Source organism: Salinicola sp. JS01, from assembly GCF_030284585.1.
GTDB lineage: Bacteria > Pseudomonadota > Gammaproteobacteria > Pseudomonadales > Halomonadaceae > Salinicola.
Window position 1 is genome coordinate 1,204,295 of record NZ_CP127244.1, and the last position, 15,892, is coordinate 1,220,186.

Genomic DNA, 15,892 nt, shown 5'->3' on the forward strand with positions numbered 1-15,892 from the left:
GGCGGCCATGATTCCCGGTGAATACCAGTTGCAGGACGGCGACATCGAGCTCAACGCAGGGGGCGACACGATCACCCTGACGGTGGGCAACCGCGGCGACCGCCCGATCCAGGTCGGCTCGCACTACCACTTCGCCGAGACCAATCCGGCGCTCGAGTTCGATCGTGGCGCCGCGCGGGGTTATCGGCTCGACGTGCCGGCGGGCTCGGCGATCCGTTTCGAACCGGGTCAGCGCCGGGCGGTGACGCTGGTGCCGTTCGCCGGCCGGCGGCATGTCTACGGCTTCCGCGGCGAGGTCATGGGTGGGCTGGACGATGCCGTGGAGGATGAAGCATGAAAATTTCACGTCAGGCCTATGCCGACATGTATGGCCCCACCGTGGGCGATCGGGTGCGGCTCGCCGATACCGAGCTGTGGATCGAAGTCGAGCAGGACCATACCCACTACGGCGACGAGGTGAAGTTCGGCGGCGGCAAGGTGATCCGTGACGGCATGGGCCAGAGCCAGCGCTGCGACGAGGCGGTGATGGACACCGTGATCACCAATGCGCTGATCCTCGACTGGTGGGGGATCGTCAAGGCCGATGTCGGCCTCAAGGCGGGGCGAATCGCCGCCATCGGCAAGGCCGGTAACCCCGACGTGCAGCCGGCGGTGACCATCGTGATCGGCCCGGGCACCGAGGTGATCGCCGGTGAGGGCAAGATCCTCACCGCCGGCGCGATCGACGCGCATATCCATTTCATCTGCCCGCAGCAGGTGGAGGAGGCGCTGATGAGCGGGGTCACCACCATGCTCGGAGGGGGCACCGGGCCGGCCACCGGCTCCAACGCCACCACCTGTACTCCGGGGGAGTGGCACCTGGGCAAGATGCTCCAGGCGATCGACACCCTGCCGATGAACATCGGCCTGCTTGGCAAGGGCAACGCCAGCCAGCCCGAGGCGCTCGAGGCGCAGATCGTGGCCGGGGCGATCGGGCTCAAGCTGCACGAGGACTGGGGCACCACGCCGGCTTCCATCGATACCTGCCTGAGCGTGGCCGAGCGCTACGACGTCCAGGTGGCGATCCATACCGATACCCTCAACGAGTCCGGCTTCGTCGAGGACACCCTGGCCGCGTTCAAGGAGCGCGGTATCCACACCTATCACACCGAGGGTGCCGGGGGCGGCCATGCGCCGGATATCATCACCGCCTGTTCCAAGGATTACGTGCTGCCGTCGTCGACCAACCCGACCCGGCCCTATACCGTGAACACCGTCGACGAGCACCTCGACATGCTGATGGTGTGCCACCATCTCGACCCCAATATCCCCGAGGACGTGGCCTTCGCCGATTCACGCATCCGCCGCGAGACCATCGCCGCCGAGGATATCCTCCACGATCTCGGCGTGATCTCGATGATCGCCTCCGACTCCCAGGCCATGGGTCGGGTCGGCGAGGTGGTCTGCCGCACCTGGCAGACTGCGCACAAGATGAAGGTGCAGCGCGGGCTACTGGCGGAGGATGCCGAGCGCGGCTGCGACAACTTCCGTGCCCGGCGCTATATCGCCAAGTACACCATCAACCCGGCGCTGACCCACGGCCTGGGCCACGAGGTGGGGTCGGTGGAGGTCGGCAAGCTGGCCGACCTGGTGCTGTGGGACCCGGCCTTCTTCGGCGTCAAGCCGGCACTGATACTCAAGGGCGGGATGATCGCGGCGGCGCCGATGGGCGACCCCAACGCTTCGATCCCGACGCCGCAGCCGGTGCACTACCGGCCGATGTTCGGCGCCTTCGGGCGTGCGGCCAGCGCCACCCGAGTCAGTTTCGTCAGCCAGGCGGCGCTGGCGGCGGGGGTGGGCGAGCGCCTGGGTCTGGCCAGCCGGCTGGTCGCGGTTCAGGACGTGCGCGGTGTGCGCAAGCGTGACATGAAACTCAACGACGCCTGCCCGCAGCTCGAGGTCGACCCGCAGACCTACGAGGTGCGCGCCGATGGCGAACTGCTCACCTGCGAGCCCGCGGTCACGCTGCCGCTGGCCCAGCGCTACCATCTGTTCTGACAGCCAGTCTGTTCTGACAGCCAGTCTGTTCTGCTGGGGAATCTGCTCTGATGAGAATGAAAAGGACGACACGATGCTGAAGTTGATCGAGCGCCTGGACGCGGCCTGCGACATCGTCGCCGACGACAGCGTCACGCTCCCCTTCGAGCTGCGCTGCCGCGGGCGCCTCAAGGCCACCAGCGATGGCGGACGCGAACTGGGGCTGTTTCTCGACCGCGGCCCGGTGCTGCGCCACGGTGCGCTGCTGCGCGCGGAGAGCGGTGAGGTGATCGCGGTGCGCGCCGCCGACGAGCCGGTGGTCACCGCCCGGGTCGAGGGCACGCTGGCGTTGGCTCGGCTCTGCTACCACCTGGGCAACCGCCATGTGCAGCTGGCGCTGGGTGCCGAGGAGGAGTGCGGCTGGGTGCGCTTTCCTCCCGACCATGTGCTGGAGGCGCTGGCGACCCGATTGGGGGCGACCCTGGAGCGCCACCGTGCGCCCTTCGACCCCGAGTCCGGGGCCTATGCCGAAGGCCACGCGCATGGCCATGGTCACGCTCACAGTCACGGGCATGGACATGATCACGGTCACACGCACGATCACGCGTCCGAGCGCGGGGTCGCCGGGGGTGCCCTGGTCTATGACTTCGTGCCGCGCGGTCGCGGCCACGAGCACTGAGCGTGGCAGAAGAGTCGACACGCTCGCCGCTGGCGCTGCTGGGCCTGTTGCAGTTGGTGAGCCCGGCGCTGCCGATCGGCGCCTTCGCCTGGTCGCAGGGGCTGGAAAGCGCCTTTGAACTCGGCTGGGTGAAGGACGAAGCGACACTCGGTGCCTGGCTCGACGGAGTGCTCGAGGATGGCCTGACCCGCTGCGAACTGCCGCTGCTCGAACGCCTGTGGCAAGCCTGGGAGAGGGGAGACCGCGCGGCGCTGGCGGACTGGAACGACTGGCTGCTGGCCAACCGCGAGACCCATGAGCTGGCCGAAGAGGATCTGCGTCTGGGGCAGTCGCTGGCGCGCCTGCTCGGCGACCTGGGGCTGCTGCCGGAAGATGGCTGGCTGCCGCCGACGCCCACCTACGTCACGCTGTTCGCCTGGGCGGCGCAGCGACGCGGCATTGCGCTGGCGGATGCCCAGTTGGGATTCGCCTGGGCCTGGCTCGAGAACCAGCTGGCGGCGGCGTGCAAGGCGCTACCGCTGGGGCAGACCGCGGCCCAGCGGCTGGTGGAGCGGCTGCGTCCGGCGCTGGCGGCCGCGGTGACGCGTGCCGCCGCGCTCGGCGACGAGGATCTGGGCCCGGCGCTGCCGGGGCTGGCCCTGGCCAGCGCGCTGCACGAGACGCAGTACTCGCGACTGTTTCGCAGCTGATGTCGGCATCGGGATAAGCCTTCCGGGGCTTACCCGCTGTCATACCGAGGTTTCATCCGGGATGTGCGGTTTTACCTGGAATAGATACGCCGCGCCGTGGCGGGATGGGGCGGCGCGAAGACCAAAGGAGAGAGGGATATGCAACACTGTCTGCGAGTGGGCGTCGGCGGCCCGGTCGGGTCCGGCAAGACCGCTCTGCTCAAGCAGCTCTGCTTGGCGCTGCGCGAGCATTACGATATCGCGGTGGTCACCAACGACATCTATACCCGCGAGGACGCGGACTTCCTGCTGCGCCACGACGCGCTGGATGCCGACCGCATCATTGGCGTCGAGACCGGCGGCTGCCCGCACACCGCCATCCGCGAGGACGCCTCGATGAATCTGGCGGCGATCGACGACCTCCACGCGCGGCATCCGACGCTGGAGCTGGTGCTGGTGGAGTCGGGTGGCGACAACCTCGCCGCCACCTTCAGCCCCGAGCTCTCCGATCTGACCCTCTACGTCATCGATGTCTCCGCCGGGGACAAGATTCCGCGCAAGGGCGGGCCGGGGATCACCAAGTCGGATCTGCTGATCATCAACAAGATCGATATCGCCGAGCGCGTCCACGCCTCGCTCGAAGTCATGGAGCGCGACGCCAAGATGATGCGCGGCCCGCGCCCCTTCGTCTTCGCCAACCTCTATGACGGGGTCGGCGTCGAGACCATCGTGCGCTTCATCCTCGACCGCGGGATGCTGCCGGAGCGCCGCGGCGAGGCGCAGCGGGCGCGGGTCGATCAGGCGCTGCTGTGCGCCGAGTGAATCGGTACTGTTCACCCTGACATCGACGCTTTCACACTCAAGCCACTACCCATCGCCCAACCATCCACCACCCAACCTTCCACCATCCAAGGAGTACACCATGCAAGCTCGACCCTCTCGTCGCACCGCGCGCCGTCTGGCCTGGCTCGGCGCGCCGCTGGCGCTGCTGCTGGCCTCGGCGGCCTACGCCCACCCGGGGCAGCTGCCGCATACCCATGGCGGCAGTTTCCTGGCCGGCCTGATGCACCCGCTGACCGGTCTCGACCATCTGCTGGCGATGCTGGCGATCGGGCTGTGGAGCTGCCGTCAGGCGCCCACGCTGCGCCGGGCGATGCCTGCATTGATCGCCCTGGGCATGGTGTGTGGTGCCGCTCTGGCCTGGGCCGGGGTGCCGCTGCTGGGCGTTGAGTTCGGCATCGCCTCCAGCGTGCTGCTGGCGGGTGTGCTGTTGGCGACGCTGGTCAAGCTGCCCAGCGCGGTGGGTGGCACGCTGGTGTTCGCCTTCATTCTGCTGCATGGCCATGCTCACGGTAGCGAACTGGCGCCGGGCGCCTCGGCGCTGCTCTACGCGCTGGGCTTCGTGATCACCAGCGTGGCGATCACCCTGGTCGGGCGCCATGCCGGTGCCTGGCTGGCCCAGCGTGACAGCCGCTGGCTGCGCGGTATCGGTGCCGCCATCGCCGCAGCCGGCGGGGCGCTGATGCTGGGCTGAGTGCTCCGCCGCCTCAGCTCTCTCGCGCATCCGGCTCGGTATCGGCTGCGTACCTTGATTACCTGGCGGCGCTGCATGGCTCGGCAGGTAGGTCGGTGCCGTGACTGCGGTCGCGGCGCCGGCGCGCTGTTCCGATCCTTCCAGGCCGCTCATGCGGCCTTTTTCATGCCAGCGTGGGCCGGTCAGCGGGGGTGACGCACGCGGCGATAGCCCGCATTGATGAAACAGTAGCCGCCGTAGGCGATCAGGCCGCAGGCGACGCTGCCCAGCAGGAAGTCGCCGTAGGGCTGGTGGGCCAGCAGATCGAGGGCGCCACCCAGACCCTGGGTCTGGCTGGGCGAGAGCTGCCAGGCGGCCAGGCCGAGCAGGCCGCCGATCAGGATGAAGGTCACGCCGCGGGCGGCCAGCCCGACTCTGGCGATGCCCTCGAGCAGCGGCAGCGGCGGATTGGGTCGCTGGTCGAGATGCCAGTTCTTGCGGTAGGCACGCCGCCAGGCGCGCACCAGCTGATGCACGCCGACGGCGACGAAGCCCAAGCCCACCGCCAGCAGCAGCCAGCGCCCGCCGGGAATGCCCAGCAGCCACTCGGTGCGGCGGCGGTTGTCTTCCTGGGATGAACTCGCCACGCTGTGCAGCAGCAAGGCCGCGCACTGCCATGCCAGGGTGGCGTAGAGCCCGGCGCTGAGGGCGAATCCCAGCCGCTGCAGCCAACCCTTCCAGTCGTTACCCTTGTGCTCGGTGTCCCAGATCGCCTGGCCCAGACGCCAGGCCACGTAGGCGACCAGACCCAGGCCGAGCAGTACCAGCAGCACGCTGCCGAAGGGCCACAGCGCGATCTTGTGGATCACCTCGCTGGTGCCGCTCTCGCTGCCGCCCAGGCCGATGGTGGTGAGCAGGGCGAGCCAGCCCACCGCGACATAGATCAAGCCCTTGGCGGTATAGCCGGCGGACGCGCTGAAGCGTAGCCCGTCACGGAGTCGAGAGCGTCGGTGCGGCATGGAGATCCCTGAACGCGAATGATCCCTGCAGCCTAGCAGCTCGCCGGGTTCGGCGCCGATGCCCGATGCGATAGGCTATCCTGTCGCCGGCCGCCAGGTGGTGCGGTGAAAAATCATGAAACACGCGTGACACACTGTGGGAACATCGATGAAGCATTTCGTGGTACGCCCGCGCTCGGCGGCGGGCTGGGGGCTGTTGCTGCTGTTCCTGGGCCTGATCGGTATGGGCCTGTGGCCGGTAGTGGCCGGCGTCAATCGGGCACGGCTGGCGTTCGGGCTGCCGTGGCTGGCGCTGTGGGCCTATGCCATCGTGGCCGGCTGCTGGCTCGCCATGCTGCTGGGCAACCGCTGGCTGGCGCGGAGGGCGCACAGGGATGACTAGCCTGTCGACGAGCAGCCTGGCCCCGCTGTGGATCACCCTGGGCTATGTCGCGGTGGCGCTGGTGATCGGCCTGCGCGCGCGCCGTGGGCGCGTCATGGACAGCCTGGAGGAGTGGGGCGTGGCCGGGCGCAGCATGGGTGGCGTCACGCTCTATCTGCTGATCGCCGCTGGCAGCATCAGCGCCTACACCTTCATGGGGGCGCCCGGCTGGGCCTACAGCAAGGGCGTCGCGGTCTTCTACGTGGTGATCTATCTCTCCTATCTGGCGCTGGTGGCGTGGTACTGCGGCCCGCGGGTGTGGGAGTTCGGCCGGCGCTTCGGCCACGTCACCCAGGGCGCGGCCATCGCCGACCGTTATCAGAGTCCGCTATTGGGTGGCCTGGCGGCGCTGGTGATGTCGATCGGCTCGCTGGCCTATGCGGTGCTGCAGACCATGGGGTCGGCCTACATTCTGGCGGTGATGAGCGGCGGGCGTATCCCGGTCTGGGCAGGGGTGATCCTGATCCTGGCGGCGATGGCGCTCTATCTCTACGTCAGCGGGCAGCACGCCATCGGCCTGACCAACGCTTTCCAGGGTGTGCTGATGCTGGTGGTAGCGTGGAGCGTGGGGCTGTGGTCGGCCCACACCGCCAGCGGCGAACTGGGATTCGGCGCCATCTTCGCGCGCCTGCAGGCGGAGCGCCCCGACTTCCTGACTCTGCCAGGGGCGGGCGGCGACATGAGCTTCGCCTTCTGGACCACCTCGATCATCGTCTCGATGCTCTCGTTCATGCCGCCGGTGTGGAGCCAGTGGATGAGCGCGCGCTCCGCCGACACCATCCGGCGCAGCGCGACCTGGCTGCCGACCTACTACATCGTGGTGCTGCCGATGGTGGTGGTGGGCTTTATCGGTATTCTCGCGCTGCCGCAGCTCGAGCGCGCCGATACCGTGGCCCTGAGCTATGCCCTTGGCCATCTGCCGGTGTGGCTGGTGGGGCTGCTGGGGGCGGGCACCCTGGCCGCGGCGATGTCCTCGTGCGAGCCGTTTCTGCATTCGGTGGCGATGGCCTATGCGCGGGATATCGCCCAGCCGCTGTGGCGGCTCAGTGACAGCGCCACGGCACGCCTGGCGCGGCGGTTGCTGATTCCGATCATGGCGCTGATCGTGGCCCCGGTAGCGATCAGCGAACCCAGCAACCTGGTGATGATCCTGCTGGTGGGGCTCGGCTTCGCCACCCAGGTGCTGCCGGCCTTCATCGGCATGTTCGTGTGGACCCGCGCCTCCACCCCCGGGGTGATCGCCGGCATCGTCGCCGGCTTCTGCGTGACCCTCGCCTTCACCCTGATCTGGCGCAATCCGCTCGGCGTGCATGCCGGCTTCTGGGGGCTGCTGGTCAACCTGCCACTGTTCGTGGGCGTGTCGCTGCTGACGCGGCCGGTGCGCGACGAGGTGGTCGAGCGCTTCTTCGCTATCAGCGCCCCGGGTCGCTCCCGCGCCTGACTGGCGCGGGTGGGGTCAGGCCGGGTTGGCGGTGAGAATCTTCTTCAGGAAGCGCTGGGTGCGTTCATCGCGGGGCTGGCTGAACAGCGTCGCCGGCGGCGCCTGTTCGATGATTCGGCCCTCGTCCATGAACACCACGCGGTCGGCGACCTCGCGGGCGAACTGCATCTCGTGGGTCACCACGATCATGGTCTGGTGCTCCGCCGCGAGCTGTTTCATCAGCCCCAGGACCTCCTCGACCCACTGCGGGTCGAGGGCCGAGGTCGGCTCGTCGAACAGAATCACCTCGGCGTTGGCCGCCATCGCCCGGCCGATGCCGACGCGCTGCTGCTGGCCTCCGGAGAGCGAGGCCGGATAGGCATCGGCCTTGTCGGCCAGGCCGATGCGCTCGAGGATCTTGCGCGCTCGGGCATGGGCTTCGCGCTTGGAGAGGCCGTCGACCACGATCATGCCCTCGGCGATGTTCTGAAGCGCGGTCTTGTTGGCGAACAGGGCGTAGTTCTGGAACACGAAGGCGGTGCGCCGGCGCAGGGCGAGAATCTGCGCCTGAGTGGCGCGGGTGGCATCGACCTGCAGATCGCCCACCGTGAGCTGGCCGGCATCCGGACGCTCGAGGAAGTTGATGCAGCGCAGCAGGGTCGACTTGCCGGTTCCCGAGGGGCCGACCACGACGATGATCTCGCCGCGTTCGAGTTTCAAGTCGATGGCGTCGAAGACCACCTGGTCGCCGAACTGCTTGCGGATACCCTTGAGTTCGATCATCGCTGATAGGCCCGGTTGAGTCGTTGCTCCAGCCATTTCTGCACCCATGACAGGGCTTCCACCACGACCCAGTAGATCACGGCGACGACCAGAAAGGCTTCGAAGTAGAGAAAGCTGCTGGCGGCTTCCTTCTGAGTCGCCCCCATCAGCTCGGTGACACCCAAGGTGAAGGCGAGCGAGGTCGACTTGATCATGTCGATGAAGTAATTCATCAGCGTCGGCGTGGCGACGCGGGTCGCCTGCGGCAGCACGATGCGCCGCATCAACTGGCCCTGGGTCATGCCCACCGAGAGCGCGGCCTCGGTCTGGCTGCGATCGATCCCGACGATGGCGGCGCGGATCGACTCCGCCATGTAGGCCGAGAAGTGTAGGGTCAGGCCGAGAATGGTGGCGGTGATACCGTTGATCGAGACCAGAAAAGTGAGTACCTGCGGCAGCCCGTAATAGAACAGGAACAGCTGTACCAGCAGCGGCGTGCCGCGGAAGAACGAGATGAACAGCTTGGCAAAGGCGTTGAGCCCGGGCAGCTCGGTCACCCGGATCACCGCCAGCAGCGAAGCCAGGACCAGGGCGCACAGCATGCCCGCGGCGGCCATGCCCAGGGTCAACGGTAGATAGCTCAGAAGGATGGGCACCAGGCCCAGCATGTAGTCGACATTGAGTGCGTGCATAGAGATCACTACGCCGCGCAGCGCGGCCGTGGATAACAGAAAGGCCCATGAAGCCGGCAAGCGTCATGGGCCGTGTCGCCCCGGCGTAGTCCTACGTGCAGGACGCAGGGCACGACTCGAGGGCGGCGTGGGATCAGAGTATCAGGGTTGGGTGATATCGGTACCGAACCACTTCTCGGAGATCGCCTTCAGCTTGCCGCTGTCACGCAGCTTGGCCAGTGCGGCGTTGACGCGGTCACGCAGGGCAGCACCGGCTTCGTCGTCACGGAAGGGGTAGGCGTTCTGGATCTGCGAGAAGGGCTGGCCGGCAAGCTCGAGCGGCAGCGGCTTGTCCTTGATCACCTGGGTCGCGCTGACGCGGTCCATGACGAAGGCGTCGGCACGGCCGAGGGCTACGTCCTGCTCGATGTTGGAGTCGTAGGTCTTGATATTGATCTGGTCGGCGTAGGGCAGCTCCTCGAGCAGCGCCTCGTAATTGGAGCCGAGGTTGACCGCGACGGTCTTGCCCTTCAGATCCTCGACGCCGTGAATGGCGTCATTCCCCTTGCGCACCACGACCTGGGCACCGTCATAGACGTAGGGCGTGCTGAACAGGTACTTCTTCTCACGCTCGGGGGTGATGGTGATCTGGTTGGCAATGGTGTCGATGCGTCCGGAGTCGAGCATTCCGGCGAGCCCGGAGAAGCTGGCAGTCACGAAATCGATGTCATCGCCGGTCTCTTCGCCGATGGCGTTCATCAGGTCGACCTCGAAGCCCTTGAGCACGTCATGGTCGACGAAGGTGAAGGGGTAGTAGCCGCCGGACATGCCGACGCGCAGCGTATCGGCGTGCGCCACGCTACTCATCGAAGCCAAGCCCAGACCCAGTGCCAGAGCGCCGCCGCGCAGCACGCGGCCAGCCAGAGAATATGCGTATCGAGCCATGCGGGTGATCTCCTCGTCGGTAGGGGCAGCGCGGGGGGACGGACCGCGCGGTCGTGAGTGGATGTAGCATAGCGCAATTTTTTTTGTCGGAATAAGAGAAAAATTTGATATGCCATTTTGTTTGGGGCTATGGCGTCGTCGCCGGCGGCCAGCTCGTCGAGACCTGGCTGACGGGGGGAATATTTTGTACGAGCCTTTGTCGTTTGTAATGTATTGATCTAACATCGGCTCGATTCTCTTCGTGAAGGCTGCCGCAGGGACGTGACCAAGGGAGTTGCGCGCTGCGCTGGTTAGCGGCATGGCCAGGGAACGGGCCGATAGGCTCAGGTACCGTGGAGAGTCGAGAGCGAGTCGCGTTCTGGGCGCTATCGGCGTTGCTCTCGCAGCCCCGGCAGACGGGCTGGAGCGCATCCTGCTTTCGGGGGGTCGATGTCCTTCCATCGTCTCCCTTTCTGTTTATTGCGCACTTGTCGCGGCCTGTCTGCGGCATCGAGCATCGGATGTGCTCGGCAGGTGCTTGACCTAGAGAAAGGTTTTGTATAACTTTGCGTTCGTTGGTCGATTCACCGGCTTCAAGGATGGAGTCCAGGGACGATAGGTGAATCTTGGCTGCGATCATGGATGATCGTATGGCTGCATGGCACCGGGAAAGTGACCTTGTGGCTTGATTGCACAGCACCGCACGCCGGCAGGGGTCAGGATGGCCCGGCAGGAGAACATGATGTTCTCGGCGCAGGCGGATCTTAGAAAGGCGGGCCCTCGGGCTCGCCTTTCGTGTTTGTGGCATCTCCTCGTCGCTGCCTGGGTCTGACGATGCGCTGGCGTGTCGGTGATGATACCGGCCATGGGTGTCGAAGGGGCGACATCGTGGACCCGGAGGCGAGCAAAAATCACCATTTGCGCTATGCTGATAAAACGCCATCCGCCCAAGGCGCGGCGTGTCTGTCAACTCTAGAGACAAGGGACTTGCCATGAAAAAAGGTATTGCAGTCGTCACCGCTACCGCCCTGATGCTGCTCGGCGGCGCGGGCATGGTCTATGCCGACAGTGCTGCGCTGAAGGACGCCGAGCAGGCCAATCAGGAGCCGCTCAAGAAGGGTGACGGCGTGACCGAGTCGCAGCAGGACATGATGAGTGGCGAGAGCGAGCATCAAGGCATGGATGAAAGCGGCCACAGTGCGGCGACCGATGATGCCATCGACGCCATGCAGGAAGAGACCGACGGCAAGACCGATATCAAGGATGCCGAGGATCTCGACTCGATCAACGCCCAGGGTCAGAGCGACGCCGCCGCTGCGGCTCAAAAGTCCCAGTGATAGGCGAACGACCTCTCTCGAAAAGCGCCCCGCGGGGCGCTTTTTTGTGGCGTGACGCTGCCTCCTCGTCAGTCGATAGATACATAAAGATACAATTACCTTTCCACTTCTTCACCTGTATCAAATTATCTGATCTCCCAGGGGTCCACAGTGTGCGTGTCGTCAGGGAGACGTCAGGAAGCGAGGTCGCAGGACGCGACCGACACAGGGAAGTTTGGCAGGACGCCATGGCAAACGGCAGGAAGCCGTCACGATTAGGGGGTTCGTACGCGGACCCTCTATTTTTGTGTCCGCCCGAGCGGCGTCGCCGACTGGGTCTCGATGCGAGCGGGCAGGGGCCGTACAGCGAATTGACTTTGGAGCGCTCGTCCGTAAAATGAGCGCGCTCTTCATCCAGCGGATGTGGTGGAATTGGTAGACACGCTAGATTTAGGTTCTAGTGCCGCAAGGCGTGGGAGTTCGAGTCTCCCCATCCGCACCAAAATATGCCGTTAAATCAAAATCTTACGGCTATCCCTTCCTAGATTTTTGTCCTCATACGGTCTGTTTTTGGCTGGGCGTGGTCAGCTTTCTGGTCAGCTTTCCCGGCGAACATCTCCACGGCTTTCAGCCCCAGGTCTGGCGACGCGTTGGGAATCCACTGCGCGTAGACGCGCGCTGTGAATATGACATCGCGGTGACCCATCTGGCGACTGACCCAGGCGAGCGGCTCACCGGCCGACAGCATCATCGAGCCGTAGGTGTGCCGAGTCTGGTAGACAGTGCGATAGCGCACGCCGGATCGTCGCACGGCAGGGCGCCACAGCTTTTCGCGGATGTCGGCGTCGCCCTTGAACGGTAGCTGGCTCCGTGGCCATAGGAACACGCGCCCCGACGGGTGCAGTTGGGTGTACTGCCGCTGTTGCTTGAGCGCCTCGATAGCGGGTGGCAGCAGCATGACGGTGCGGTTCCCCGCTGCCGTCTTCGTGTCCTCGATCTCGCCGCGAGCAGCGAACGTGCTGGACTTGGTGACGCTCACCTCTCTCCGGTCCCAGTCGATATCTCCCCATTCAAGCGCGATGTACTCGCTCGGGCGTAGTCCAGTCCAGAACGCGAACTGAAATAGCGGGCGCAGTTCATCGCGGCAGGCGGCGAGGATGCGGGCCTGCTCGTCGCGGTTGAACGGATCGGGGCCGGTGCTGGGCTTCGGCCTCTCCTGGCGGCGATAGTGCCAGCCGTGAAGGGGGTTGGTCGGAATCAGCTCGTCATAGACGGCGTCGCCCAGCGCGCCGCGCAGCACAGTGAGGATGTTGCTCATGCGCTTGTTGCCGCAGCTCAGGGTGGCCAGCCAGTCTCGCACCACTGGGCGTGTGACCTCGGATAGCATCAGGCTGCCGAGCGCTGGCACGACCATCTGCTCGATGATCTTGCTGTAAGTCTGAATGGACGACGCCTTGAGCGTGGGCCGCTTACGATCGAGCCACGTGCGCAGATAATTGTCGAGCCGGTCGCCGCGGATGAACCTGCGGGTGTTCCTGCTGCGGGGGAACGTCACGGCGTAGTCGAAGGTGCCGCTGTCGATGCTGTCGAGAATCGCGGCGCGGTGGCGCGCCGCCTTTTTCAGGTTAGCGGGGGTGGGCTGCAGCTTGATTCGTTCGCGGCAGCGGGTGCCCTGGTAGTAGAAGTCGATCTCGATCGTGCTGGACGAAGCGGCCCGGACGCCGTCGTGGTCGGTCGATTTACCCACTGTTCATATCCCTGGATCGAAACGAGGATGCGCCCATCGGGCGCTTTCTTGTACTCGTGCCCCTCGCGCCAGACGCCTGCCCTGATCTTCGAGCGAATGGCGCCGGGCGTGTAGCCGGAGTGTTCGGCGAATTTCTCTATCGTGAGGTGATCAAGCGCGAGCATGATTGCCTCCTGTATCTACCACGCTGCCGGGCCCGGGGCATGGCATTCTGTGTCGCGTAATGCCAGTCATCAGATCACCACCATTTCGAGCGACAGTAGATGAATGGCTCGCTCATTGCTCCATGCCCTCCCGTTGACGGCGCGCTTGTTCGGCCCGCTTGGCCTTTTGTCGGGTGCGGCGATTCGCGGCGGCAGCTTTGCGGCCTGGCTCGTCTGTGGTGAGGCGCTCGGCGCGGTAGGGCCGGATCGGTTCGGCGCTGACCTCTGGTTGTGGGTGAGGGCTGCGTTTTTTCCAGCCGAGGCCCATGCCAAAAGCGGAAGCAAGAGCGACAACGATGGTATTTTTCTTGCTCATGCGATACCTCCCCGGCTGTATAGCTCCTGGCGGGCGTTCAGCGCGTGATGAAGGTCACGCGCCCAGGGCTGCTGCCAAGTCATCCGGCCCGCCAATCCCGCTTGGCAAGGCGTGCCGGTTTCATCCGTGTGGCTTGAGTGGTCGACAAGCTGCTCGTCGGCAAGTGCCTGGGCTCGGGCGATCTTGACGGCCTGCTCCTGCGCCAGCCGGAATGCCGCGCGTGCCGCTTGCTCGGCGTCCTGAAACGAGACCCGCCAGGCTTCGTAGGTCATGGTCATGCGGCACCGCCTTCACGCTGCTCAGCGCGGGCGAGGCGTTCCATCTCGGCGAGAGTCAGCGCGCCGGCTTTCTCGAGGTCGCGGGTGGCGCACGCGCTGGGCTTCCACCAAGCGTCGTCCCACGGCCACCATGCCGGTGAGCGGTGACTCTCTTCGTGTGCATGTAGGGCGTAGCACCCGGCGGCGTCGGCCATGCTGCCATCGCCGTGCTGGTCATCGTGCTCAGCCGTCCAGCCCTCCGCCTCGACCTGTCGGCGGCGTTCGCGTGCGAGAGCGGCCAGGGCTTCGCCGGTCTCCTCTTGCGCCAGCAGCAGCTCGGCCAGGGCCGTCAGCGGCTTGAGCGCGAGCAGGACGATGGCGTCTTCGGTGTCGTAGCGGGCGACTTCAACAAATCCCGCGGGCGGTGTGAACGGCAGGCTGCTGATAAAGCTGGCGATGTCCAGGCTGGTATCGTTCAGACTGACTTCGGGGTGCTCGTGGCACTCGGTGTGCACTTCGAGGCCCAAAGGGGCAAAGATCCGCTCGGGCGGTAGCTCGTCGAACCGCGCGTGGTTGTAGACGATCTCGATCAGTCGCATTGGTTTGCTCTCATGTCTGGTGGTGGCACCCGCCGTCGGTGGTGGCGGCGGCGGGCGAACAGGTAAGAATTTCTTACCAGTTGGGCTGGGCCTTAGCTCTTGGCGAAGGTGCCCAGCAGCAGGGTGGCACCGTCGGCCAGGTGCTGGCCGAGCACGTGCTTGAACTCCTGGGCGATCAGCTCCTGGTCTGCGCCGAGCCCGCTGACACGCAGCTTGAGCCGGGGCTTGCTGTCGTCGGTCAGGATCGAGACGCGCAGCGTGAACGTGCGCTGGCTGAGGGCCTCGTAGGGCGTGCAACTGAAGCGGATGATCGCCGGGGTGGCGTCGCCGCTGCGGGCGTCGAGCTGATCGAGTCCAGACCGACTGCTGTTCCAGTCGCCTTCCTCGTGGGTGCGCTCGCTGCTGGCCTTGATCTCGATACGGCGCACGGCGGCGGCGAGCTGCATCGGGCTCAGCGAGTTGCCGTTGCTATCCTCGCCCTCGATGTTGGCGTGCCAGTCCTCGACCCAGTGGGCCAGGTCTTTCTGGGCGAACGCCTTGCCGTCGGCGTCGAGCATCGCGGCGTAGGCGGCAGTTTTTTCCAGCGTCAGCGCTGCGGTGTGCTCGCCGTGCCCGGGCGCGGTCACGTCGCCCAGGTCGAAGAACGCGCGCGCCCGCATGCTCTCCGTGTCGACGAAGACGCGGCCGCCATGCTCGGCGTTGATGTATTCGGCGTAGTCCTCGAGCGAGGTCGTCGCGAACGTCCCGCGGAAGCGGGTCGGGCTGGTCATCAGCGGCTCGAGCGACTGCAGCTTGAAGCCGGACGGGACTAGGATCGACGGCACGTCGGTGCCGGGGTTGCCGATCGCGGCGGCATGGGTCAGTTCCTGGATTTTCTGGATTGCTTCAGCGTCCATCATCGTTTCCTTCATTGGTTTGCTGTGGTGATTGCCGCGGTTTGGGGTTGGCGCCGGGTGTGGCCGGCTCGGCGGCAGTGCTGCTGGTCAGTGCCCGGTCAGGCGTTGGTGCGCTGGCCGCTTTTCTCGCTGTCGAACTCGAACTTGGTCTGGTTCTCGGGGAACAGCGTCAGCTTGCCGTTCTTGCCGACGTAGAGCGGCGTCGAGGTGGTGTTCTCCTCGCTGCGTTTGCCCTTGGCGGTAGGCTCGGTGAATGTGAGCTTGTGGCTGACGTCCACCTGCCGGCTGGTCGCGATCTGCTTCACGTCCAGCGTGATGGTGACCTTGCCCGCCTTGCCGTTCTGGACGACGCCGAGGGCGACGGCTGAGAGCGCGTGGCCCAGTTTCTGGTGGAACACGCCGCCGTCGAGGTCGTCGAGCAGCTCGGCGAAGTTGGTATCGGAACCGTGGATATCGCTCATGGTG

General features: G+C 65.8%; 19 protein-coding genes, 1 tRNA gene and 1 pseudogene. 10 read left to right on the plus strand and 11 right to left on the minus strand.

Features of this window, described 5'->3' with window-relative positions; translation table 11 throughout:
* Positions 1–7: 7 nt before the first annotated feature.
* The 6 genes from QO259_RS05405 (at position 8) to QO259_RS05430 (ending at position 4,897) form a co-directional block, all read left to right on the plus strand.
* Positions 8–337, plus strand: a complete 330-nt coding sequence (locus QO259_RS05405) for an urease subunit beta (protein ID WP_207034796.1) — start codon at positions 8–10, stop codon at positions 335–337.
* Entirely contained in the window at positions 334–2,037 is a 1,704-nt protein-coding gene (ureC, locus tag QO259_RS05410) for an urease subunit alpha (protein WP_035469468.1), read from the plus strand. Before QO259_RS05405 ends, ureC begins: the two co-directional genes overlap by 4 nt.
* 73 nt (positions 2,038–2,110) lie before the next feature.
* Complete coding sequence (gene ureE, locus QO259_RS05415) at positions 2,111–2,695, plus strand: urease accessory protein UreE (protein WP_285952088.1); 585 nt, start codon at positions 2,111–2,113, stop codon at positions 2,693–2,695.
* A complete protein-coding gene (locus tag QO259_RS05420; protein ID WP_285952737.1) occupies positions 2,692–3,384 on the plus strand; it encodes an urease accessory protein UreF in 693 nt (230 codons plus the stop codon). The genes ureE and QO259_RS05420 overlap by 4 nt, the downstream gene beginning before the upstream one ends.
* A 138-nt stretch (positions 3,385–3,522) precedes the next feature.
* The gene (gene ureG / locus QO259_RS05425; protein WP_285952089.1) at positions 3,523–4,185 is read left to right on the plus strand and encodes an urease accessory protein UreG; all 663 of its coding nucleotides are present in this window, start codon (positions 3,523–3,525) and stop codon (positions 4,183–4,185) included.
* A 100-nt stretch (positions 4,186–4,285) separates the two neighbouring features.
* Positions 4,286–4,897, plus strand: coding sequence for a HupE/UreJ family protein (locus QO259_RS05430; protein ID WP_285952090.1), 612 nt, complete (start codon positions 4,286–4,288; stop codon positions 4,895–4,897).
* Positions 4,898–5,079: 182 nt separating this feature from the next.
* On the opposite strand, the gene QO259_RS05435 is transcribed toward QO259_RS05430, so the two are convergent.
* A complete protein-coding gene (locus tag QO259_RS05435) occupies positions 5,080–5,895 on the minus strand; it encodes a DUF1206 domain-containing protein (protein WP_285952091.1) in 816 nt (271 codons plus the stop codon).
* A gap of 148 nt (positions 5,896–6,043) precedes the next feature.
* Between QO259_RS05435 and QO259_RS05440 the strand changes: the two genes are divergently transcribed.
* Positions 6,044–6,277: a hypothetical protein gene (locus QO259_RS05440; RefSeq protein WP_285952092.1), complete on the plus strand. Its 234-nt coding sequence runs from the start codon at positions 6,044–6,046 to the stop codon at positions 6,275–6,277.
* On the plus strand, positions 6,270–7,757 hold the full coding sequence (locus QO259_RS05445) for a sodium:solute symporter family protein (RefSeq protein WP_285952093.1): 1,488 nt from the start codon (positions 6,270–6,272) through the stop codon (positions 7,755–7,757). Before QO259_RS05440 ends, QO259_RS05445 begins: the two co-directional genes overlap by 8 nt.
* A gap of 15 nt (positions 7,758–7,772) precedes the next feature.
* Here the strand turns inward: QO259_RS05445 and QO259_RS05450 are convergent, their stop codons facing one another.
* The 3 genes from QO259_RS05450 to QO259_RS05460 all read right to left on the minus strand — a co-directional run bounded on the left by QO259_RS05450 (position 7,773) and on the right by QO259_RS05460 (position 10,114).
* Positions 7,773–8,519, minus strand: a complete 747-nt coding sequence (locus QO259_RS05450; RefSeq protein ID WP_285952094.1) for an amino acid ABC transporter ATP-binding protein — start codon at positions 8,517–8,519, stop codon at positions 7,773–7,775.
* Complete coding sequence (locus QO259_RS05455; protein WP_207034781.1) at positions 8,516–9,190, minus strand: amino acid ABC transporter permease; 675 nt, start codon at positions 9,188–9,190, stop codon at positions 8,516–8,518. The genes QO259_RS05450 and QO259_RS05455 overlap by 4 nt, the downstream gene beginning before the upstream one ends.
* 141 nt (positions 9,191–9,331) lie before the next feature.
* Positions 9,332–10,114, minus strand: a complete 783-nt coding sequence (locus QO259_RS05460) for an amino acid ABC transporter substrate-binding protein (RefSeq protein ID WP_285952095.1) — start codon at positions 10,112–10,114, stop codon at positions 9,332–9,334.
* A gap of 971 nt (positions 10,115–11,085) precedes the next feature.
* On the opposite strand from QO259_RS05460, the gene QO259_RS05465 reads away from it, so the two are divergent.
* Both QO259_RS05465 and QO259_RS05470 read left to right on the plus strand, forming a co-directional pair.
* Positions 11,086–11,430 carry a hypothetical protein gene (locus tag QO259_RS05465; RefSeq protein ID WP_207034777.1) on the plus strand — a complete coding sequence of 115 codons (345 nt, stop codon included), beginning with the start codon at positions 11,086–11,088 and terminating at the stop codon, positions 11,428–11,430.
* Between the two features lie 396 nt (positions 11,431–11,826).
* Positions 11,827–11,911 (plus strand) — tRNA-Leu (locus tag QO259_RS05470).
* Positions 11,912–11,950: 39 nt separating this feature from the next.
* Here QO259_RS05470 and QO259_RS05475 read toward each other — a convergent pair.
* From QO259_RS05475 to QO259_RS05500, 7 genes and pseudogenes are all read right to left on the minus strand, one after another.
* Entirely contained in the window at positions 11,951–13,156 is a 1,206-nt protein-coding gene (locus QO259_RS05475; protein ID WP_285952096.1) for a site-specific integrase, read from the minus strand.
* Positions 13,157–13,203: 47 nt separating this feature from the next.
* A pseudogene (locus QO259_RS20350) lies at positions 13,204–13,320 on the minus strand (hypothetical protein); the annotation flags it as partial.
* A 112-nt stretch (positions 13,321–13,432) separates the two neighbouring features.
* Positions 13,433–13,675: a hypothetical protein gene (locus tag QO259_RS05480; RefSeq protein ID WP_285952097.1), complete on the minus strand. Its 243-nt coding sequence runs from the start codon at positions 13,673–13,675 to the stop codon at positions 13,433–13,435.
* The gene (locus tag QO259_RS05485; protein ID WP_285952098.1) at positions 13,672–13,953 is read right to left on the minus strand and encodes a hypothetical protein; all 282 of its coding nucleotides are present in this window, start codon (positions 13,951–13,953) and stop codon (positions 13,672–13,674) included. The genes QO259_RS05480 and QO259_RS05485 overlap by 4 nt, the downstream gene beginning before the upstream one ends.
* Positions 13,950–14,531, minus strand: coding sequence for a hypothetical protein (locus QO259_RS05490; protein WP_285952099.1), 582 nt, complete (start codon positions 14,529–14,531; stop codon positions 13,950–13,952). The genes QO259_RS05485 and QO259_RS05490 overlap by 4 nt, the downstream gene beginning before the upstream one ends.
* Positions 14,532–14,623: 92 nt before the next feature.
* Complete coding sequence (locus QO259_RS05495; RefSeq protein WP_285952100.1) at positions 14,624–15,427, minus strand: DUF2303 family protein; 804 nt, start codon at positions 15,425–15,427, stop codon at positions 14,624–14,626.
* 98 nt (positions 15,428–15,525) lie between these two features.
* Positions 15,526–15,888: a YfdP family phage-associated protein gene (locus QO259_RS05500; RefSeq protein ID WP_285952101.1), complete on the minus strand. Its 363-nt coding sequence runs from the start codon at positions 15,886–15,888 to the stop codon at positions 15,526–15,528.
* Positions 15,889–15,892: the final 4 nt, after the last annotated feature.